The sequence below is a fragment of the Flavobacterium flavigenum genome, from assembly GCF_027111255.2.
Taxonomy (GTDB): Bacteria; Bacteroidota; Bacteroidia; order Flavobacteriales; family Flavobacteriaceae; genus Flavobacterium; species Flavobacterium flavigenum.
The window spans coordinates 4723628-4744440 of record NZ_CP114285.2 but is presented as its reverse complement, the minus strand read 5'-3'; the positions used below and the strand labels follow the sequence as shown (position 1 = coordinate 4744440).

19 protein-coding genes are annotated in these 20813 nt (G+C 30.6%); 7 read left to right on the top strand and 12 right to left on the bottom strand.

What is annotated here, in order from left to right; translation table 11 throughout:
* Positions 1 to 133 precede the first annotated feature (133 nt).
* A complete protein-coding gene (locus tag OZP09_RS19725; RefSeq protein ID WP_223681472.1) occupies positions 134 to 820 on the top strand; it encodes a Crp/Fnr family transcriptional regulator in 687 nt (228 codons plus the stop codon).
* Here OZP09_RS19725 and mazG read toward each other — a convergent pair.
* The 3 genes from mazG to def all read right to left on the bottom strand — a co-directional run bounded on the left by mazG (position 815) and on the right by def (position 2791).
* A complete protein-coding gene (mazG, locus tag OZP09_RS19720; protein ID WP_269235340.1) occupies positions 815 to 1585 on the bottom strand; it encodes a nucleoside triphosphate pyrophosphohydrolase in 771 nt (256 codons plus the stop codon). The two genes, OZP09_RS19725 and mazG, sit on opposite strands and share 6 nt — an antisense overlap.
* Before the next feature lie 96 nt (positions 1586 to 1681).
* The gene (locus tag OZP09_RS19715; RefSeq protein ID WP_281309864.1) at positions 1682 to 2161 is read right to left on the bottom strand and encodes a DUF5606 family protein; all 480 of its coding nucleotides are present in this window, start codon (positions 2159 to 2161) and stop codon (positions 1682 to 1684) included.
* A gap of 39 nt (positions 2162 to 2200) precedes the next feature.
* A complete protein-coding gene (gene def / locus OZP09_RS19710; protein WP_269235339.1) occupies positions 2201 to 2791 on the bottom strand; it encodes a peptide deformylase in 591 nt (196 codons plus the stop codon).
* Between the two features lie 188 nt (positions 2792 to 2979).
* Here def and OZP09_RS19705 point away from each other — a divergent pair, with 188 nt between their 5' ends.
* On the top strand, positions 2980 to 5199 hold the full coding sequence (locus OZP09_RS19705; RefSeq protein ID WP_269235338.1) for an FUSC family protein: 2220 nt from the start codon (positions 2980 to 2982) through the stop codon (positions 5197 to 5199).
* A 50-nt stretch (positions 5200 to 5249) separates the two neighbouring features.
* Here OZP09_RS19705 and OZP09_RS19700 read toward each other — a convergent pair whose 3' ends face one another.
* From OZP09_RS19700 to OZP09_RS19680, 5 genes are all read right to left on the bottom strand, one after another.
* Positions 5250 to 6749 carry a malate:quinone oxidoreductase gene (locus OZP09_RS19700; RefSeq protein WP_281309863.1) on the bottom strand — a complete coding sequence of 500 codons (1500 nt, stop codon included), beginning with the start codon at positions 6747 to 6749 and terminating at the stop codon, positions 5250 to 5252.
* Positions 6750 to 6874: 125 nt separating this feature from the next.
* A complete protein-coding gene (ruvX, locus tag OZP09_RS19695; RefSeq protein ID WP_269235337.1) occupies positions 6875 to 7291 on the bottom strand; it encodes a Holliday junction resolvase RuvX in 417 nt (138 codons plus the stop codon).
* Position 7292: 1 nt separating this feature from the next.
* A complete protein-coding gene (locus OZP09_RS19690) occupies positions 7293 to 7733 on the bottom strand; it encodes a hypothetical protein (protein ID WP_269235336.1) in 441 nt (146 codons plus the stop codon).
* Between the two features lie 71 nt (positions 7734 to 7804).
* A complete protein-coding gene (locus OZP09_RS19685) occupies positions 7805 to 8551 on the bottom strand; it encodes a class I SAM-dependent methyltransferase (RefSeq protein ID WP_269235335.1) in 747 nt (248 codons plus the stop codon).
* Between the two features lie 148 nt (positions 8552 to 8699).
* The gene (locus OZP09_RS19680) at positions 8700 to 9329 is read right to left on the bottom strand and encodes a PAS domain-containing protein (RefSeq protein ID WP_281309862.1); all 630 of its coding nucleotides are present in this window, start codon (positions 9327 to 9329) and stop codon (positions 8700 to 8702) included.
* Between the two features lie 259 nt (positions 9330 to 9588).
* On the opposite strand from OZP09_RS19680, the gene OZP09_RS19675 reads away from it, so the two are divergent.
* Both OZP09_RS19675 and OZP09_RS19670 read left to right on the top strand, forming a co-directional pair.
* Positions 9589 to 10404: a 2,3,4,5-tetrahydropyridine-2,6-dicarboxylate N-succinyltransferase gene (locus tag OZP09_RS19675; protein ID WP_223681478.1), complete on the top strand. Its 816-nt coding sequence runs from the start codon at positions 9589 to 9591 to the stop codon at positions 10402 to 10404.
* Between the two features lie 124 nt (positions 10405 to 10528).
* Positions 10529 to 12400, top strand: a complete 1872-nt coding sequence (locus OZP09_RS19670; protein ID WP_269235334.1) for an LTA synthase family protein — start codon at positions 10529 to 10531, stop codon at positions 12398 to 12400.
* On the opposite strand, the gene OZP09_RS19665 is transcribed toward OZP09_RS19670, so the two are convergent.
* Positions 12397 to 13149 (bottom strand): glycosyltransferase family 2 protein, encoded by a 753-nt coding sequence (locus tag OZP09_RS19665; RefSeq protein ID WP_281309861.1) that lies wholly within the window; start codon positions 13147 to 13149, stop codon positions 12397 to 12399. The two genes, OZP09_RS19670 and OZP09_RS19665, sit on opposite strands and share 4 nt — an antisense overlap.
* Positions 13150 to 13241: 92 nt before the next feature.
* Between OZP09_RS19665 and OZP09_RS19660 the strand changes: the two genes are divergently transcribed.
* On the top strand, positions 13242 to 14306 hold the full coding sequence (locus OZP09_RS19660) for a glycosyltransferase family 9 protein (protein WP_281309860.1): 1065 nt from the start codon (positions 13242 to 13244) through the stop codon (positions 14304 to 14306).
* A 2-nt stretch (positions 14307 to 14308) separates the two neighbouring features.
* Here the strand turns inward: OZP09_RS19660 and OZP09_RS19655 are convergent, their stop codons facing one another.
* The 3 genes from OZP09_RS19655 to OZP09_RS19645 form a co-directional block, all read right to left on the bottom strand.
* A complete protein-coding gene (locus OZP09_RS19655; RefSeq protein ID WP_269235332.1) occupies positions 14309 to 15076 on the bottom strand; it encodes a Kdo domain containing protein in 768 nt (255 codons plus the stop codon).
* A 101-nt stretch (positions 15077 to 15177) separates the two neighbouring features.
* Positions 15178 to 15948, bottom strand: coding sequence for a DUF5672 family protein (locus tag OZP09_RS19650; RefSeq protein ID WP_269235331.1), 771 nt, complete (start codon positions 15946 to 15948; stop codon positions 15178 to 15180).
* Positions 15949 to 16093: 145 nt separating this feature from the next.
* A complete protein-coding gene (locus tag OZP09_RS19645; RefSeq protein WP_269235330.1) occupies positions 16094 to 16948 on the bottom strand; it encodes a glycosyltransferase family 17 protein in 855 nt (284 codons plus the stop codon).
* A 537-nt stretch (positions 16949 to 17485) separates the two neighbouring features.
* Here OZP09_RS19645 and OZP09_RS19640 point away from each other — a divergent pair.
* Positions 17486 to 18673, top strand: a complete 1188-nt coding sequence (locus OZP09_RS19640) for a glycosyltransferase (RefSeq protein WP_269235329.1) — start codon at positions 17486 to 17488, stop codon at positions 18671 to 18673.
* Between the two features lie 115 nt (positions 18674 to 18788).
* Positions 18789 to 20810, top strand: coding sequence for a glycosyltransferase (locus OZP09_RS19635; RefSeq protein WP_281309859.1), 2022 nt, complete (start codon positions 18789 to 18791; stop codon positions 20808 to 20810).
* Positions 20811 to 20813: the final 3 nt, after the last annotated feature.

Here is a 20813-nt window from a genome sequence, read left to right as displayed (position 1 = left end):
TAAATGAAATTGATTTTTAAATTTCAGAAAATAAAATGACCTTACTTTTATAAGATATTTTATCTGACTTTTTTCAAAATATTTTAACCTAGTAAACGATTATTAGTTAATTTTGCAATAAATACTTTTTGCTATGAATAAATGTGACCAATGTATCGTACGCCAGCTTTCTTCTTTAAAAGCACTTAATAAAGAGGAAGTTATAAAATTAGCAAATAGTAAAACGACTCACAAAATAAAAAAAGGAGAAGCGATTTTTGAGGAAGGGGAAATCACCAACGGTGTTTTTTGTGTAAAAGACGGTGTTGGAAAACTCTCAAAATTAAGTGCAAACGGAAAAGATCAGATTATAAAACTGGTAAAATCCGGTGAGCTTTTAGGACAGCGTTCTATGATTAGTAATGAGCCTGCAAATTTATCTGCAAAAGCAATTGCCGACATGGAAGTTTGCTTTATCCCAAAATCTGAAATCATAAACTTTTTTAATAACAACAATCAGTTTTCATTGAATATGATGCAATCTGTTTGTGAAGATTTGAAAGAATCTGAAAATGACAAAATTGCCCTTGTTCAAAAAACGGTAAAACAAAGGCTTGCAGAAACCTTATTGTACCTGCACGATGCTTTTGGCGAAGACGAGGATAAAACACTGAAAGTACAGCTAACCAGAGAAGAGCTTGCCGGTATGATTGGTACAGCAACAGAAAGCTGTATAAGATTACTATCTGATTTTAACAAACTGGAATTAATTGAACTCGTAGGTAAAAAAATTGTGCTTAAAAACGTAAAAGCCCTGAAAAAACTGGCTGAACAGTTATAGTTTTTTGGCTTCGTTCCAAAATACATCCATTTCTGCCAAAGTCATTTCCATCAACGGTTTTCCTAATTCCTCTGCTTTACTTTCTAAATACTGAAAGCGTTTGATAAATTTTTTATTGGTTCGTTCCAGGGCATCTTCAGGATTTACATTTAAGAATCGGGCATAATTAATCATTGAGAACAAAACATCGCCAAATTCGGCTTCGATTTTATCCTGGTTTCCGGATTTAACTTCAACTTGCAATTCCTGTAGTTCTTCCTGTACTTTATCCCAAACCTGATGCGGTTCTTCCCAGTCAAAACCCACACCTTTTACTTTATCCTGTATTCTGCTTGCTTTTACTAATGCCGGTAAACTTCGTGGTACCCCTTCCAAAACAGATTTTTTTCCTTCTTTAAGCTTTAGTTTTTCCCAGTTTTGTTTGACTTCTTCTTCGTCTTTTACAACAGTATCACTATAAATATGAGGATGACGGTGAATCAGTTTATCGCAGATTTCATTACACACATCGGCTATGTCAAAATCATTGGTTTCAGAACCTATTTTGGCATAAAAAACGATGTGAAGCAATAGATCTCCCAGTTCTTTTTTAACTTCATTCAAATCATTATCCAGAATAGCGTCTCCTAATTCGTAAGTTTCTTCGATAGTAAGATGTCTCAGGGTTTGCAAAGTTTGCTTTTTATCCCATGGGCATTGCTCACGAAGTTCATCCATGATAATTAATAATCTTTCGAAGGCTTTAAGCTGAAGTTCTTTGCTCATTTTTTTTGAAGTTTTTATGGTAACCGAATCCTGTAAAAGTAAAAAATCCTGCCAAGAAAACATCTTAACAGGATTACTATATTTGAATGTAAACTACTATTCTTCTTTTTTAGCTTTTGTTTTTTTTGCAGGAGCTTTTTTTACCGGTTCTTCAACAGCAATCTCTTCTGATGTTGAAGTTGCAGCAGGGGCTTCATCAGTAACCAGCCCTTTTGCCTGAAGCATGTTATACCAGTTTAATACTTTTTTAATATCAGACGGATACACTCTCTCTTCATCGTACTCTGGCAAAATTTCTTTAAAATAAGCAGTCAATTTTGCATTGTCTTCTTTATGTGAAATTGCCTGTTCTTTATTTTCTTTAACGGCAATACGCTGCATTACTTCTGTTAAAGGCTTCTCTCCTTCGTAAGTATAAATTGAAATTTCAGATAATAAACTTACGTTGCTTTTTAAGTTTACAGTAATTTTTTTTCCGTCTAATAATGATTCTGCCACAAAACCTGTACGCGTTTGCACTTTCAATACATATAAACCAGGCTTTCCTGAAATGGCTAAAATTTTGTCTAAATTCATGTTTATTAAATTAGTATTAAGAATTTTTGGTGTATTATATTATCTGCCTTTTTTAGCGGATGCAAATTTCATTCTGTATTCCTGAAAAGTTTTACCCTCGGTAATATTTTTTAGTTTCTTTTGAATCAGGCGTTTCTTTAAAGATGATATTTTATCCGTAAATAAAATGCCTTCTATATGGTCATATTCGTGTTGAATAACCCTCGCAATTAGTCCGTCAAAAACTTCTGTTTTCATTACAAAATCTTCCTCACAATATTCCAGTGTAACTGTTGGTTTCCTGTATACATCCTCTCTTACATCAGGAATACTTAAACATCCTTCGTTAAAACTCCATTCCTCGCCCTCTTCTTTAAGGATTTTAGCATTGATAAAAGTCTTTTTAAAGCCTTTTAAGTTCTTTTGCTCATCTTCTTTTAATTCATCATCATCACTAAAAGGCGTTGTATCAATAACAAATAAACGAATTGCAATACCTACTTGTGGTGCAGCAAGTCCTACACCGTAAGCGTTGTACATTGTTTCGTACATATTCGTTATTGTTTCTTTTAAGTTTGGATAATCCGGTGTAATTACCTCACCAACTTTTCTTAAAACAGGATCCCCATATCCTACAATTGGTAAAATCATCTATGTTATATTGGTTGTTTTTATTTTCTAAAATATTTAATCTGGTCTTTCAAATTTAGCAGTCAAAAATAGTAAAAAATAGTCAATGACCATTTGAAAATAAGATATTAAATCTCTTTTTGGCTGTTGCTTGAAATCTCAGCCATAATTATGCCAAATTATCTTACCTTTGTTTTAAACCAATTTATATGTTTGACCGTATTGTAAAATTCACCAACAGCACTTCGTTTTTAAATGCCTCAAAAGTAACAATAGCCTCTGTTATTCCTGTATTGATTTTTAATTTTTTAGGACATTTTGAAATTGGTTTTACTATTGCGTTGGGTGCTTTTTATACATATCCCAGTGATATTCCTAGCACATTGAGTCACAAAATAAAAGGATTGATTGTAGCTTCGTTTATTGTAGCCGGTGTTAACTTATTAGTAAATCTTGTCTATCCTTATCCTTATTTATTTTATCCCTTTTTAGGATTTTTACTTTTTTTATGCTCTATGATTTCTGTCTATGGTCAAAGAGCGACTTTGGTTTCCTTTTCTGCTTTAATATCAATCTCTTTATCATTTGGACATATACATGAAGGCTGGGAAGCCTTTGCTTACTCAGGCTATATTTTTACCGGAGGAATTTTATATCTAATTGTTTCTCTTGCTTTTCATTTCATACAGCCTTATAAATATATCGAACTTGAAATTGCCCGTGGAATCAGATTAACCGCAAAATATTTAAAACTAAGAGGAGATTTGTGGAGTCCGGAAGCGAACCGAAAAACAATTATCGAAAAACAACTAAGCATTCAGGTAGAGTTAAATGAGATTCATGAGGATTTACGAAAAGTGCTTATTGGAAACCAAAGCAGCTCTGCTACGAGTCAGAACCGAAAAATGTTGCTGGTTTTTATTACTCTGCTTGAAATTCAGGAATTGGCTTTATATACATCTTTCGATCACAGTAAAATTCATGAAAAGTTTGACAAACATCCGGATGTTTTAAGAACATATCAAAATGTAGCATACAAACTTGCTTCTACCTTAAAAAAACTTTCTAAAAACGTACATCATATTGCGATTTATGTTGATAAAAATGATTTAAAAAATGAACTTGACGCTCTGGAATTTGCCATTTTTGATTATGAAAAGACATTAGGAAAAGAAGCGGCAGCAGAAGGCGTGCTGATGCTGACCAACATGCTGAAATATGCTAAAAATCAGGTTGGAAAAATCAAGATCATACAAAGAGCCTTCTCATTGGCAATGCAATCTTACAAACTTAAAGACAAAGATAAAGAACTTGAAAAATTCCTTACCCCGCAATATTATCCTTTACGCACACTGATTGAAAACCTGAGTTTTTCTTCTTCTATTTTCAGACATTCTCTCCGGTTGACTATAACCATTTTAATTGGATTTATTGTTGGCAAATTTCTTCCTTTTCAAAACGTTTACTGGATTTTATTAACCATCGTTGTCATAATGCGTCCGGGTTACGGCTTAACAAAAGAACGATCTTACAATCGTATTTTCGGAACTCTTTTAGGGGGCTTACTGGCATTCGGAATTGTTTCTGTTGTACAAAATCATGTGATTTTAAGTATCTTTTCCATTATTTGTATGCTGCTTGGAATTTCTTTCGCTCAGGCTAATTACAAAATCAGTGCGACTTTCGTGACTATGTATGTCGTTTTCATTTATGGAATCCTGGTTCCAAATGTTGTAGAAGTAATTCAGTTCAGGATTCTAGATTCGCTTGTTGGGGCAATTCTCGCTTTCCTCGCCAATCAGTTTTTATGGCCTGCCTGGGAATTTATAAATACGCCTATCCATATTGAAAACTCTATTCGTGCCAACAGAACTTATCTCAGGGAAATTGCAGATTTTTATAATAAAAAAGGTGAAGTCCCAACTTCGTACCGACTGGCAAGAAAAAATGTTTTTATAGAAATTGGGAATCTAATGACTTCTTTTCAACGCATGATGCAGGAGCCAAAATCAAAGCAGAAAACGCTGCCAATTGTAAATAAATTAGTAGTTCTAAATCATTCTTTGCTCTCTGCCTTAGCTTCATTATCAACTTATATTCAGGCACACCAGACTACATCTGCATCGGAATCATTTAATTATATCATCAAAACCATTTTACTAAATTTAGATCATTCTATTTCAATTTTGAGAAATGAAACCATCATAACCGATACTTTTTTTGACAAAGAAGATGTGACTTTGCAATTTGAAGAAATGAAGCGTAAAAACTTTACGCGTCTGGCGACAGATGAAGAATTGGATAAAGAAACCAGACAGGCTAAAATGCAGGAAGCTCAAATGGTTATTGAACAACTGATCTGGATGAGTAATTTAGCCGAAAAAATATTGAAGATTACAAAAGATTTAAAAGCAACAAATCCGGATTAATTCATCCGGATTTGTTTTATTTATGATTAAGCTAAGATTTTCTTCTATAATTAATTTCTGTTCAGTTTTAAAACTTCAGCTGTGTGTTTTCTAATTTGTTCTAACAACTCGGGCTTGTCATTTAAAGTCTGTTTGTAAGAAGGAATCATGTTTTTCAGTTTTGCTTCCCATTCCGGTGTATTTATCTGCTCTTTAAAACATCTTCCAATTAAATCAACCATAATAGAAACTGCGGTAGAAGCTCCCGGGGATGCTCCTAATAAAACAGCCAGTGTTCCGTCTTGGGTATTGATTACTTCGGTTCCAAATTCTAAAACGCCACCACCATTTTCACCTTTTTTGATTACCTGAACACGCTGACCTGCTTTTTCCAAAACCCAGTCTTTAGATCTTGCAGTTGGCAAATATTCGCGTAAAGCTTTTATTCTGTCTTTTGGAGACTGCCGAACCTGTTCTATTAAATATTTTGTTAACGGAATATTGTTATATCCTGCAGATAACATTGGGATCAGGTTGTTTGCCTTAATAGATAATGGCAAATCTAAATAAGATCCATTTTTCAAGAAACGGGTTGAAAATCCTGCAAAAGGTCCAAAAAGCAATGCTTTTTCGCCATCGATTACACGCGTATCAATGTGCGGAACAGACATTGGAGGAGCTCCAACACTTGCTTTTCCGTACACTTTCGCCTGATGTTTTGCAATAACTTCAGGATTTGTACATTTTAACCATTGACCGCTTACGGGGAAACCTCCATAACCGTCTCCTTCCGGCACATTTGCTTTTTCTAATAATGGCAATGAACCTCCTCCGGCACCAATAAATACAAATTTCGTATAAGCCTTTCTTTTTTCACCAGAACCTAAATCTGTTATTTTAATTCTCCATGATTTGTCGTCACGTTGCTTTAGTTTTTTAACTTCATGATTAAAATACAAAGAAACACCGTCTAATTTTTCCAGATAATTAAACATGCTTCTTGTCAAAGCACCAAAATTCACATCTGTACCAATTGCCATTGTAGTAGCAGCGAGTTTTTCGTCAGGCTGTCTTCCTTCCATAACTAATGGCATCCATTGTTTTAATTCCTCAAAGTCAGTACTAAAAAGCATTTCAGAAAATAATGGATTTTTTTGTAAAGCCTCAAAACGGGTTTGAAGGTATTTTACATTTTTTTCACCCCATACAAAACTAATATGAGGCACACTTTTAATAAAATTTTCAGGTGAAGGCACCTTGTTTTGCTGTACTAAATAAGACCAAAACTGTCGCGAAACCTCAAAAGCTTCGGCAATGCTAATGGCTTTTTTAGGATCTACAGAGCCATCGGCTTTTTCAGGAGTGTAATTTAATTCACAAAAAGCAGAATGTCCTGTTCCTGCATTATTCCAGGCATCTGAACTTTCAGCTGCGGCAACATCCAGTCTTTCGTAAATTTCAATCTTAATATCAGGTTGTAATTCTTTCAAAATTACTCCGAGCGTAGCACTCATAATTCCAGCACCAATAAGCACTACATCACTATTGGAACGTATTGTATTGTCAGGCATAACAGTATTTTATTTTAAAATGCAAAGGTACTTTTTATAATGCCAAAAAAAAACTAATTTTTCAAAGATAATAGTTAGATAATTACATTTTTTTCTAAATAAAGTGAAATTTATAGGCCTAAAACCTAAAAACGATTAGAAGAAAGATAGTCCTGAAGCATAATCGTTGCGGAAATTTCATCAATCAGTCCCTTGTTCTGACGCTGCTTTTTGCTTAGCCCGCTATCAATCATGGTCTGAAAAGCCATTTTTGAAGTAAAGCGTTCATCTACACGAACAACCTTCATATCCGGAAAAATATTAGAAAAATGAGTTGCAAAACCTTTTATTAGAGATGCACTTTCAGATGGCTGACCATTCATTTGTTTCGGCTCGCCAATTAAAACCGTCTCCACCTTTTCTTTGGCAAAATAATCCTTTAGGAAATCAATTAAAGTATTGGTTGGAATAGTGGTTAAGCCTGAAGCTATAATTTGCATTTCATCAGTTACAGCAATTCCGGTACGTTTTTGTCCGTAGTCTATGGAGAGGATTCTTGGCATTTTAATTAATTTTATGAAACAACGTTAAATAAAGAAATATCTGAGACAAATACAGAAATGTAAGATATGTATAATAAAACTTTTTAATTATGTTCAGCTTTTTTTCATCTACTACTTTATGATACCAAAAACCAATTAAAAATCCACTTTTAGCATAAATAAATGGTTCACCAAAAAATGCATTATTAATCCAAAACAATATTCTGTTTGTCAATAAAACAAATAATGGTAAAGAATATATAAAGATTGTTTTAGAATTTGACAGATAACTTAAATCAAATAACACTAGTAAGATACCTATAACTAAAATTAAAAAAACAATTAAAAATAGCTTTTTAAAAATCGAAAACAACTTAATATCTTCAAATGATAAATAAATAAAAAAAGCAAGTGCAGAAACAAAGCCTGTTAAAGTATCAAAATAAATTTCTCCTAAACTCATTAGAGATTGTCTTTCAAATGAATATCTAACTCTTTAAACATTTTAAATTACAAATATAAGTTTTTCAGGCTTTAATCTTCTTTAACTAGCTTCCCAATTCTTAGCAACAATGGAAACACAACTTTCTTGTCATTATTTTGCCAGGAAAGTTTTAATTCATCATAAATCAAATCAATCGGGTTTTGATTGTTTTTTGTAATATAATGCTGTACAGATGACCAGGTCTTAAGATATCCGATAAGTGTTTCGAAATCCCATGTAAATTCGTTGTGAAACTTTTTTGCGGGAATTTCATCAAACGGAAAGGAAATTGTTTCATAATTTTCATCTAAATACCTTCGTTCCGCATCCCAGTAAGGTCCGACAATATCACAATAAAAATGTCGCAGAATACTATCTGAATCGGGATTGGTCGAAAATAAGCCGTAGCCTATTATCGCAAAAATACCATTTGGCTTTAATATCCTGTATATTTCTTTATAAAATGGCTCAAAATTAAACCAGTGTACAGCTTGTGCCACAACAATCAGATCAAATTGCTGATTTTTAAAAGAGGTTGTTTCTGCCGACTCTTTGCTGTAAACTATATTTTCTGCCTGAATAGCATTATCCAACTGCTTCTGACTTATATCTGTAGCAAATACATTTTCAAAATAAGCAGAAAGTTTATGGGCAACCTGACCATTTCCTGTCGCCAGATCCAAAGCCATCGATTTATCAGCCACAAATGAAATTACATACTGAATCATTTCTTCCGGATATTGCGGACGAAATTTAGAATAATCAATTGCCTGTTTTGAAAAATTGTCTTTCATCATACCTGTTATAACTTGATATTATAAAGGTATGCCTTTTTTAATTCAATCACCTTTAACTGAATACTCAAACTACAAAAATCCGTCCTGAAAATTCAAAACGGATTTTTAACCAAATTTAAAACAACTAAAAAATTATTATAAAGCAGTATTATCTGCCGAATAATCTGCCAAAAAAGCCTTTTCCCTCTTCTTCATCCTCTTCTTTAAGTTCATATTGAGCAAATTTCGACTGGGCTTTTTCATGTTCATAAATCAACTCCTTAATATATTCGATGTAACTTCTCTTTTTTTCTTCCAAAAAACCAATTAAATATTTTTCGCTAAACTCAACACCACTTGCAGCTTCAATTTGCAGTAACTTTTTGTAAAGAGGTTCAATGTGCAGCGAAATCACTTCCTGAGGAACGGCTTGTCTTCTTGCAAAATAATTTACAATCACACCGTTCTCATCCCTTGCAATATCAAAATCCGTTATTACCCAGTAATATCTTCCCGATTTTGCCAGGTTTTTTACGATTGCATGAAAATTTTTCCCTTGTTTCAGATTTTCCCAAAGCACTTTAAAAATAACTTTGGGCATATCCGGATGACGAATAATATTGTGTGGCTGCCCCATTAGTTCATAATCTTCATAACCACAAACATCAACAAAAACTTCGTTGGCATATTCAATAATACCAAAAGCATTTGTTTTACTCATAATTACCTGCGTTTTGTCCCACGTGACCTCTTTATCAATAACTGTAACCCGATTTTGAAGTTGATTTTCCTGATTCATATTGGCTTGATTAATTTTATTTAGCACTTTCAATTCCTTCAATTACCTCAGGAATTATGGTGCGAAATTAATTCGAATAAAAATCAAGAAATCTGATTTTTATCATGAAATAATAGTAAAGAAATTTCATTTTCAGAGACATTTCAGCTTATTGGGATTTTTAAAATTAAAAACAAAAAGTTGTATTTATAACATTTTCAAACTGATTTGCCTTTTTGATTTTACTTTAATGCGCTATCTTTGCCAAAAATTTAAACATATGAGTTCTTTACAAACTATAATTGAACAAGCCTGGGAAAACAGAGCTTTATTACAGGAAACAGCAACTACAGATGCTATTAGAGAAGTTATCGAATTATTGGATGCTGGAAAACTTCGTGTTGCCGAACCAAAAGGTGACGGATGGCAGGTAAACGAATGGGTAAAAAAAGCCGTTGTAATGTATTTCCCTATTCAAAAAATGGAAACATGGGAAGCAGGAGTTTTTGAATACCATGATAAAATGGAATTGAAAAAAGACTATGCAGCCAAAGGAGTTCGTGTAGTGCCTGGAGCTTCTGCACGTTATGGTTCGTTTATTTCAAGCGGAGTAATTATGATGCCTAGCTACGTAAATATCGGGGCTTATGTTGATGCCGGAACAATGGTTGACACCTGGGCTACTGTTGGTAGCTGTGCTCAGATAGGTAAAGACGTTCACTTAAGCGGCGGTGTTGGTATTGGAGGAGTTTTAGAACCATTGCAGGCTGCTCCTGTTATCATCGAAGACGGCGCTTTTATCGGTTCTCGTTGTATCGTTGTAGAAGGAGTGCACGTAGGTAAAGAAGCTGTATTAGGAGCAAATGTATGTTTGACTGCTTCAACAAAAATCATTGACGTTACAGGTGATGAGCCAGTTGAAATGAAAGGTTTCGTACCAGCTCGTTCTGTTGTAATTCCTGGAAGCTATACCAAAAAATTCGCTGCAGGTGAATATCAGGTTCCTTGTGCTTTAATAATTGGTACACGTAAACCATCTACAGATTTGAAAACGTCATTAAATAATGCTTTACGCGAATATGACGTAGCAGTATAATTTAAATTTTCAATATTTTTAAAATCCAAATTCCAAATTGATTGGAATTTGGATTTTTTTTAATGTAAATAAGTTATTTAATAAATGTTTTTACATTTTTATACATTTACCAAAAATTTTATAAATGAAAAATCATCTACAAAGTGCACTTTTATTTTTTAAACGCTTCTTACTTTTACTACTTATTTATCAATTCTGCAGATTGTTATTTCTGTTTTTCAACATTAATGCTTTTAATGGTTTAAATTTAAAAATCTTTTTAGGAGGATTACATTTTGACTTATCAGCTATTGCTTACATCAACTTATTATTTGTTGTTTTACATCTAATCCCTGGTAATTTTAAATATAAAGCAAACTATCAAAAAGGTTTGAAAATTGCATTTTTTGCTGTTAATCTGGTATTTATCCTTACTAATTTTGTAGATTTTGAATATTATAAATTCACAGGCAGAAGAAGTTCTTTCGGAATGATTACTGCCCGCGGAATGGAAAATGAAATTGGGGGACTGATCCTTTCATTTTTGTCTGAATTCTGGTACCTGCCCTTAATAGCTTTATTATTAGCATTTTCTTTTTGGAAAACCATTCCTAATATAAAACTAAAATTTCCTGAAGAAAAGACAACAAAAGCTATACTTGCAAAACAAACAGGCCTTTTCATTTTCATCCTTGGGTTTGTTTTTTTATTAGGCCGTGGTGGATTTCAAAAGAAACCTTTAAAAGTAGTAGATGCTGTAAGTTATGGATCAATTAGCCATTCAGCATTAGTTCTTAATACTCCTTTTTGCATCCTAAAAACAATAGGCAAAAAAGAAACCTTAGAATCCCCAAAATATTTTAAAGAAGCAGAGTTAAATTCTATTTTCAATCCTGTAGTCGTTAATAATCCAAAAGAAAAGCAAACTAAACAAAATGTAGTTATAATCATTTTAGAAAGTTTTGGAAGGGAAAATATACAACGTGGACAAACGCCTTTTTTAGATTCATTGATTACAAAATCATTGTTTTTTGAAAATGGCTTCGCTAACGGAAAGCTTTCCATTGATGCCGTTCCTTCAACACTATCAAGTATTCCTAGTTTGATGAGCACATCGTTAATTACTTCTAGTTATTCTATTAACGAAATCTACGGATTACCCAAAATACTAAAAGCTAACGGTTATAATACTGCTTTCTTTCACGGTGCTTTTAACGGTAGCCAAAATTTTGACCAATATTGTAAAATAGCTGGCTTTGATGCTTATTATGGAAAAAATGAATACATTGGACCAGAAGCATTTGACGGAAGATGGGGGATTTTTGATGAAGAATTTTTCCAATTCTATTGTAAAAAAATGTCAACTTTTAAACAGCCTTTTTTCACGTCTATCTTTAGTATTTCATCACATAATCCCTATATAATTCCGGAAAAATACAAAGGTAAATTTCCTAAAGGAACCACAAAAATACAGGAAAGTATCGCCTATTCTGATTTTGCATTAAAACAATTTTTCACAACAGCCAAAAAGCAAAAATGGTTTGATAACACAATTTTTGTTATTACTGCCGACCATACATCATCAGAACCAACGGAAGAAAAATTCAAAACAAATGTGGGGAAATTCAGGATTCCTATTTTAATCTATAATCCCTCTAATCCTGATTTTAAAGGCACAAGTTATAAAAACTTCCAACAAATTGACATTATGCCATCTTTAATAGATTTATTAAATATTAAAACAAAATTCATAACTTTTGGCAAAAGTTTTCAGTCTGATAAAGATTTTGTAGTTTATTATTTAGATAACATCTATCATTGTATTCAGGGCGATTATTATTTGGCTTTTGATGGAAAAAAAACTTTGGCTCTGTATAATTTCAAAAAAGACGAATTAATGAAAACCAATTTACTTTTAACTGAAAAAAACAAGGCAGCCAAAATGGAACGTTTTATAAAGGCTTATATACAATCTTTTAATGAAAGAATAATAAATAATAAACTGACCGTTCATTAATTTTTTTCTTGTCTTTGTAATTTTAACAGTTTTGCATATTTCATATGGGAAAAGAAACCCTGGATTAAGGCAATAGTTATTCCGTCAATTCCATTGAAGATTCCTTTTTTAAAGAAATAACACCTTACAAAAGCAGTTAAACCATTAATAACTGGTTTAACTGCTCCTATTCTTTTACCCTGATCAAAGAGTTGCTGTGCATGCCATGTAGAATATTGATTCTTTTTTGCTATAATTTGCTCCAAAGAATCCCATCCATAATGCAAGATATGAACTGAAACTTTTTTTTCATTAGTAGAAATAATTTTTTGATGCACCATTGCATCTGAGGGCCTGGCTGTTTTTTGATTAAAAAAGCGAACTTTATGATCTGGATACCAGCCTGAAAAGTCTATTAATTCATCTGCTAAAAAGTTTTTAACACGAAAGGAAAAAGCATCATAGCTATCAGACAAATATTGGTTTTCTAAAATAAATTTCTCAGCATCTTTATCTAAAAATTCATCTGCATCTAAATTTAAAACCCATTCATTTTTACAAAACTGTAATCCATGAGTTCGTTGTGGACCATCACCTAAGAAAGCCTGAGAAACTACTTTTGCACCTTTAGCCTCAGCAATAGCAACTGTTTTATCTTTACTCATTGAATCAACAATTATGACCTCATCACAAACTCTAAACAAAGCATCAATACATTTTCCAATGTTTTTTTCTTCATTAAATGTGATAACCAAACCGCTAATAGCCATAATTTTATTTTTATTTTGGCAAAAATACAGTTTTTATTTAAAGTTTTTAAGTTTAGTTTTACTTACGTACTTTAGCACCTTAATTTAGAAAAATGAAGATTTTAATCATTCAGCAAAAACGAATTGGTGATGTTCTGACTAGTTCAATATTAGCCAATAGCTTAAAAAAAGAGTATCCAAATGCTACTATCGACTTTATGTGCTACGCCAACTGTGCAGAAGTATTAAAAGACAACCCTGCTATTTCTAATATCATTATTTTAGAACAAAAAGTTCGAAAAAATTACTTCTCGCTATTTAAATTTATTTTTAAAATCAGAAGTCAAAAATATCATGCTGTTATTGACGCATATAGTAAACTAGAAACTAATCTGATTACATTATTTTCTGGAGCAAAGTATAAAATATCCTACGAAAAAGGCTACTCTAAAGCATTTTACAATTACAATATAAAAAGACTAGCAAACGGTACCAAAAGCAATTATGGTTTAGCTATTGAAAATCGATTGCGTCTATTAAATCCTTTAATAAAAAAAGAGATTATTGATTTTAAACCAAAAATTTTTCTTTCTGAAGAAGAAATTAAGGAAGCTAAAAAAACAGTTTTAGAAGCTAAAATCCCAACAAACCAACCTTTGTTTATGATTGGAATTTTAGGAAGCGAATGGTACAAAACATATCCAATTCAAAAAATGGCTGAATTATTAGATTATACCGTTCAAAAAAAAAATGCGTCACTGCTATTCAATTATATACCTAATCAAAAAGAAGAAGCTTTACAACTTTACAACTTATGTAATAAAAAAACACAAGAGGCTATCTTTTTTGACATTTACGGCAAAAGTCTTCGCGAATTTTTAGGGTTATTATCACAGTGCACCGCTTTAATTGGAAACGAAGGTGGAGCTGTAAATATGGCTAAAGCATTGATGGTACCGACATTTTCATTGTTCTCTCCAAGTGTTGACAAAGAAACGTGGCAAATTTTTGAGGACAATAAAAACATCTCAATTCATCTTAAAGATTTGAAACCAGAAATTTATGCCCAACATGATGAAAAACACATCAAGGAACACACTTTTAAATATTTTGAAGAATATCCAATTGAATTAATCAAACAAAAATTAGATACTTTTTTTAACGAAATAAATAATTAAATTTATCGTTTTTTCCAAAATTTCAATACCCTTTTTATCTTTTTTTTACGGTAAAAACGGTATTGGAATTCTTGTGTTAACTGCCACATTGTAGCAAATACTTTTTGCTCATTTAATCCTGAAAGTCGTGCATATTCATTACTCATAACAGCGACCATCTCTTTTTTTGGAGTAATTTTAGATAAATTTTTCATTCTTGAATGAAAATCCAGCTGATTATGAAATTTCATTCGGTTTAAGTCAACTAAATAGAAATCATATTTACTTTCACTCTTTTTAACAATTAAAGTGTTTCCTGGAGAATGATCCAGAAACTCAACTCCTTTTTCATGCAAGTCATAACTAAATTTTGTGAATTGTCGTAAAATATTTTCATGGTCCGGAAAATCAGGGTTTTCAACTAGTTCCCTGTATGTTAAATCACAGTTGAGGTGTTCACTTATATAGTAGCTTTTTTCTAAACCAAATATTGTGAAATTTTCAATATAAGCAATTGGCTGAGGAGTTAAAATACCTTTTTCTAAAAGAATATTTGCAAATTCATACGATCTTCGTGCTTTAGAAGGTCTGAAATAAGCATAAACAATCTGATTTATGAGATTTGGAACTTTAAATGACTTTACGTTTACCGTGATTTTATCAAGAACAAAAAGCTTAATTTTATTCCGTTTCCCGTTTATGAATTCGTTGCCATCTTTATCAAAATTTAGTATACTATTTTTTATAGCTTCTTTTTGTTTAATAAAATCCTGATGATAAACTTCCTGCATTTAATGTTTTTTTTATTTCATACAAATGTAACAATTTGATTTTTCAGAGTTCAAACAATTAAAATTAATTTTTAATAAATAAGATAGAGATAATTTTATGTTTAATAATTATCCAGTATTGGTTTCCAAAAATCAACAACTTTAGGTTTATTAATCCCGTGACAACCAAATGGGAGGACATCATTAGTTAATTTCATAGCAATTTCCGGTTTTCTGTCTATTGCAAAATGCAGCGCTTCCGTATAATGAGGGATTTTAAAATTTTCATTAAATTCTGGTGCTTTTATTGACCAAAAAACATCTTCGATAGAATATATAGCTTTATTGTCAGCTTGCAAAAAATCAGAAATGAAAGACTGGTGTTCTTTTGAAATTTTATAATGTGAACTAACCCTACGTAATGAAAATCCTCCATTACCTACTTTATAAAAAATCTGCTTGCGTTCTTTTTTCTTTTTAGAATCAAAAAGAGCAAGGATTTTCGATACAATTTTAGTATGTTGAGTTGCAATCCAGGGAGCGCCAATATAATCGTACCCCTTTTCGCACCATTCTTTTAAATTATCTTTAAAAACAAAAGCATCCAACTGATAAATCAGCATAAATTCTGAATCTAAAAACCGCTCATAAAAACATGAAGACAAAAGCAATTCGTTATAGCCTGAAATACTTTCAAAATATTTTTTTGAAAAACTTTCTGCAGAAACATTCTGAAACCTGTCTGTTATATAAGAATTATCCAGACCTTCTGGCTGTACTAAAACAATTGGATACTCTTTGAGAACACTTAAACATTGCAACAAAGATTTCTCTTCAAGGAACCCAAAATGATTTTTATAAATAGGTATGACAACTTTTACTAAATGTTTCATTTTTATTGTATTGATCTAATAGAAGTTAATTAAAGTGATTTAATTCATTTTAAACGTAGATCAAACCGAATTAATGAATTGCAGGAGAGTAAAATTAAATAAGCAAATCGAGAAAACTTTAAACATAATAAGTTTAAAAATTAAATTATTTTGTAAAAAATAATTCTTTAAACTTATGACGGGCATCTTCTGTATTTATAAATTTAGGAAATTCGTAATTATTATCTGTAATTTCAAACTCCAAATCCCTGCCAAATAAATCTTTTCCTGTTTGTATAAATTCGAGAATATTCTTTTCGCTTTTATATTGTTCTAAATTGTATTCTGTATGTGAAAAAGCTTCTATTTTTTGTATAATTTTTTTCACTCCTCCAATGTAAGTAAAATGCCAGCCTGCGTTTGGTATAATTTCATAAACTTCACCCCTTCTTTTTGTACGCATAATTGTTTTACGAACTTTAAAAGGTTTCTTCTTTAGAAGTTTATGTGGTAGCAAAGCGGTACAATGCCATATCCCATCTTTAGATTCTTCTTTATTCATTTTGCTATCAATATCAAAAACAAGCCTATTGTTAAGAAAATACATAAACATGTCCATTTTTAGTCCATATATTTTGCTTACACCATTTGATAACCTTTGCTTTATAACTTCAGCTTTTGGAATTTCATCAACATCTGAAATTAAAATTATATCATCCGGTTTACAATTTACGAGTCCTTTTACTATAGAATTTCTTTGAAAAAACTCAACTTTCCATGGAGAAAAGGGATTAATTATTGGGATAAATAAAGGATATTCAGTTAGCTTAATGTGAATTATTTTATGCAGAAATTTAGAAAAACGTTCTTTATTTTCTTCAAAAATGAAAGGCTTTGGTTTAAATTGAAAAGTTTTATCTGCTTCTACGAGCACAAATTTATCAACAACATCATCTAATTCATTTAATCTAATTTCAAGTAAATCTAATTCATTAAAAAAGATGAAACAATCATAAACCATAATAACTTTTTTTCACAAATATAAAAAATAATCTCAATTTCTTCATTTTCATACAATCCAAAAAAAATCACATTAAAGATGCATTAAAGATGCATTAAAATCTCACTACTGCTTAAATATATCATAAGTATCAGAAAAAAAGACATTAAGATTGTTTTTTCTCAAAAGATCAATCAAAAAGTTTAATTTTTCAAACGAATTCTTAAACTAAATAAGAATGCTTTTTATTTTTTTTATATCCTATTAACGCAACTATTTTACTTTTCTCCCATCTTCATTATATAAATTCTTACTTGTTTTTTTAAATGAGAAGATTTTTCCTGGACTAATGCTTTTACAGGATTTTTCAAAATTAAATTTTCTTTAACATATAATAACACAAAACATCATGGCTATTTAAGCTTTCTATTTTTATTTCTTTTCAGATTGACTACTTCTAAAACTTTATCCATCCACAATATTAATGGTTGTTTAAGGTTTAATTAGTTAGTCTTTCATTTTGAAATTACCCAAACCCAAACAAAAATTAAACTTAACATGGGAATATTTAAAACCATAAAATTACACATTGAAAGAGAAAATAAAATCAAAAGACAGTCTGTAACCTCTATACCAAATTTTGAAACCTACAGCTCTGCGAAAAAAACAATTGTTTTTGTGAGTAATGCGCTGCCAAAATATGATGAAGATTCTGGCTCAAATCGACTTAAGGAAATTATTCTCTTGTATAAAGATTTAGGTTTCAACTGCATTATTTGTGTTGAAAATATTTTTGAAAGAGACAAATATGTCAGTTTTTATAGTGATTTGGGTATTATTGTATTTTTAGAAACCTATCTGTATAAAAATTATTTGTTTTTTTTAAAATCCATACCTCATATCGACTACATCTGGTATAATGGGCCGAAAAACTTTAGTAAATATCTCTCCAGACTTTCTGAATGTTTTCCAGAATCGAAATCCATATTTGATATGGTAGACATTCATTTTTTAAGATATAAAAGAGCTATAGAAATTGAACCTTATCGAATTTCGTTAAGAAAAAAATATTATCAGTATTTTAAAATAGAAACGAAATTAGCAAAAAAAGCAGATGTTGTTATCGCAATATCTGAAGTTGAAAAAGAAATCATGTCACAGTATTTGAAAGAAAATCAGATATTGTTAATTTCGAATATACATTATTGTAAAATAGACGAAAGTCAAATTGCCCCATTTGAAAAAAGAAGCGATATTTTATTTATTGGTTCTTCACATGAACCAAATATAGATGCTATTCATTACTTATATAATGAAATAATGCCAAAAGTCTGGCTAAAATTACCCAACTTAAAAGTAAATGTAATTGGAAATGTAAAAAATAAGATTCATTCTATCTCCCATCCTAATTTCAAACTATTGGGATTTGTAGAAAATATTGAGTCCTATTTTATCAACTCTAAACTGATGGTTGCTCCTTTACGTTATGGCGCAGGAGTAAAAGGAAAAATAGGCCAGTCTTTTGAATACTTTTTACCTGTAGTAACGACTTCTATAGGCGCTGAAGGAATGTATTTAGAAAACAAAAAAAATGCTTTTATTTCTGAAACTGCAGATGAATTTTCAAAACAGATAATTACACTTTACAATGATAAAGAAATGTGGTCTAAATTATCTGTTAACTCTACTGAAAGCCTTTATCCTTTTTCAAAAGAAAAATTAAAATCTGTATTAAAAGAAATTTAAACTTTGAAAAAATGTATTCAATCAGCCAAAATGAAAAATAAGTAAATTAAACTTTACTCTTCAACAAGTATTACTATTTTAATCCTAAACATTAATATTCTCTATAACAACCACTATGCAGATTTCACGTCCAATAAAATCTTTCTTTAAAAAAACTTTTAAACCCCAAAAATTAAAAAAAATAATCCCATTAGAACTTGTTAGAAAAAATATAATTTTTGACGAGTCTGAAAAACCTATTGTTTCTATAATAATACCATTTTATAATGAAGAAAAATATACTTGGAATTGTTTAATCCATCTGAATAATAATTTAACAAAAAAATATCCATATGAAATCATTTTAGTTGACGATAATAGTTCTGAAAACTATGATTTTTCACTCATCTCCGGAATTAAATTAATTAAAAATGAGAAGAATTTAGGCTTTTTAAAAAATATAAATAAAGGAATAAGAGTAGCCAAAGGAGAATATATCTACATCTTAAATAATGATACAGCTGTAGAAAAAAACTTTATGGAAGAATTGTTCTATGTTTTCGAAAACTATAAAGATGTAGGTGCAGTAGGTTCTAAATTATTAAATGCAAATGGTACATTACAAGAAGCCGGAAGTGTTTTTCTTGAAAATTTTAAGATTCATCAAGTAGTTAGAAAAAAGCACCCTAAAGATTCTGAAATAAATTATATATACCAAGTTGATTATTGCTCAGGATGTAGTTTACTATTCAAAAAATTTAAAGATGATGGAATTACATTAAATCTTTTAGATGAAATATTTGTTCCAGCCTATTTTGAAGAAACAGACTTTTGTTTTGATCTGAAATACAACCAAAACAAATACATATATTATACACCATTCTCTGAAGTACTTCACTATAACGGAATTTCTTATAATGGAAAAAAAAAATCAGATAAAAAGTCACTACAAAAAAAAGAGTTACTTTATAAAATTAACAGCCAGAAGTTTGAAAATAAATGGAAAAAAGAAATAGAATCTATTAAAGCAACCACTATTGAAGAAAGAATTATTGAAAAATATAATAATAAATCGATTGCTTTTGTAATTAAATTTATGCCTGAATATGATAAGGATTCTGGTGCAAATAGATTAAATGAAATAATTAAGGGCTTTATCAATTTAAAATTCCATGTTACTCTGATAGTCACGAATATAAATCCTAAAGACCCATATATAATATATTATCAAAAAATGGGAGTTAATGTATATTACAACCAATACCAAGAAAAAAAATTCGTAGAGTATTTAAATAAAACAAATAAAAATGTAAGTCTAATTTGGTTCTATGGTCCTGACACTTTTAAAGAATGTTTTTTTAAATTCAAAAATGTTTTCAACAACGCTAAACTTATTTATGATATGGTTGATATCCACCATTTAAGATATCAAAAAGCATTAATAATTGATAAAGACAAATCACACGAATTAAACTACAAAAAATACAAAGAAATTGAAACAGAATTTGTGAAAAATGCAGATTACATAATCCCTATTTCTGAGACAGAAAAAGAATACATGAAATTATTTTCTAATGAAGAAAAGCTTATCGAAATTTCAAACATACATTATAGTAAAATAAATATCGATTCAATAAAACATTTTTCTGAAAGAAAAGACATTTTATTTATTGGCTCAACCCACCATCCAAATGTAAATGCAATTGAATTTTTATATAACTCAATAATGCCAATCGTTTGGGAAACATTGCCAGAAATAAAGGTTAATGTAGTCGGCAATATTAATGAATTAGTAAAAAATATAAAAGACGATCGATTTGTTTTTCATGGTTATGTATCAAATGTTGATGCAATTTTTAATTCAGTTAAATTAATGGTTGCTCCACTACAGATAGGTGCAGGTGTTAAAGGTAAAATAGGTCAGGCGCTTGAATACCATCTTCCAGTAGTTACTACCGAAATAGGTGCTGAAGGGATGTTTTTAATTGACAATGAAAATGCCTTAATTGCAAATGAAGCTAATGAATTTGCAGAAAAAATAATTAAATTATACTGTGATGAATTAGTCTGGAAAAAACTTTCTACAAATTCAGAAAAAAGTCTACATCCTTTTTCGGTTGAAAAACTAAATCATACGATTTTAGAGCATTTTAATTAATTA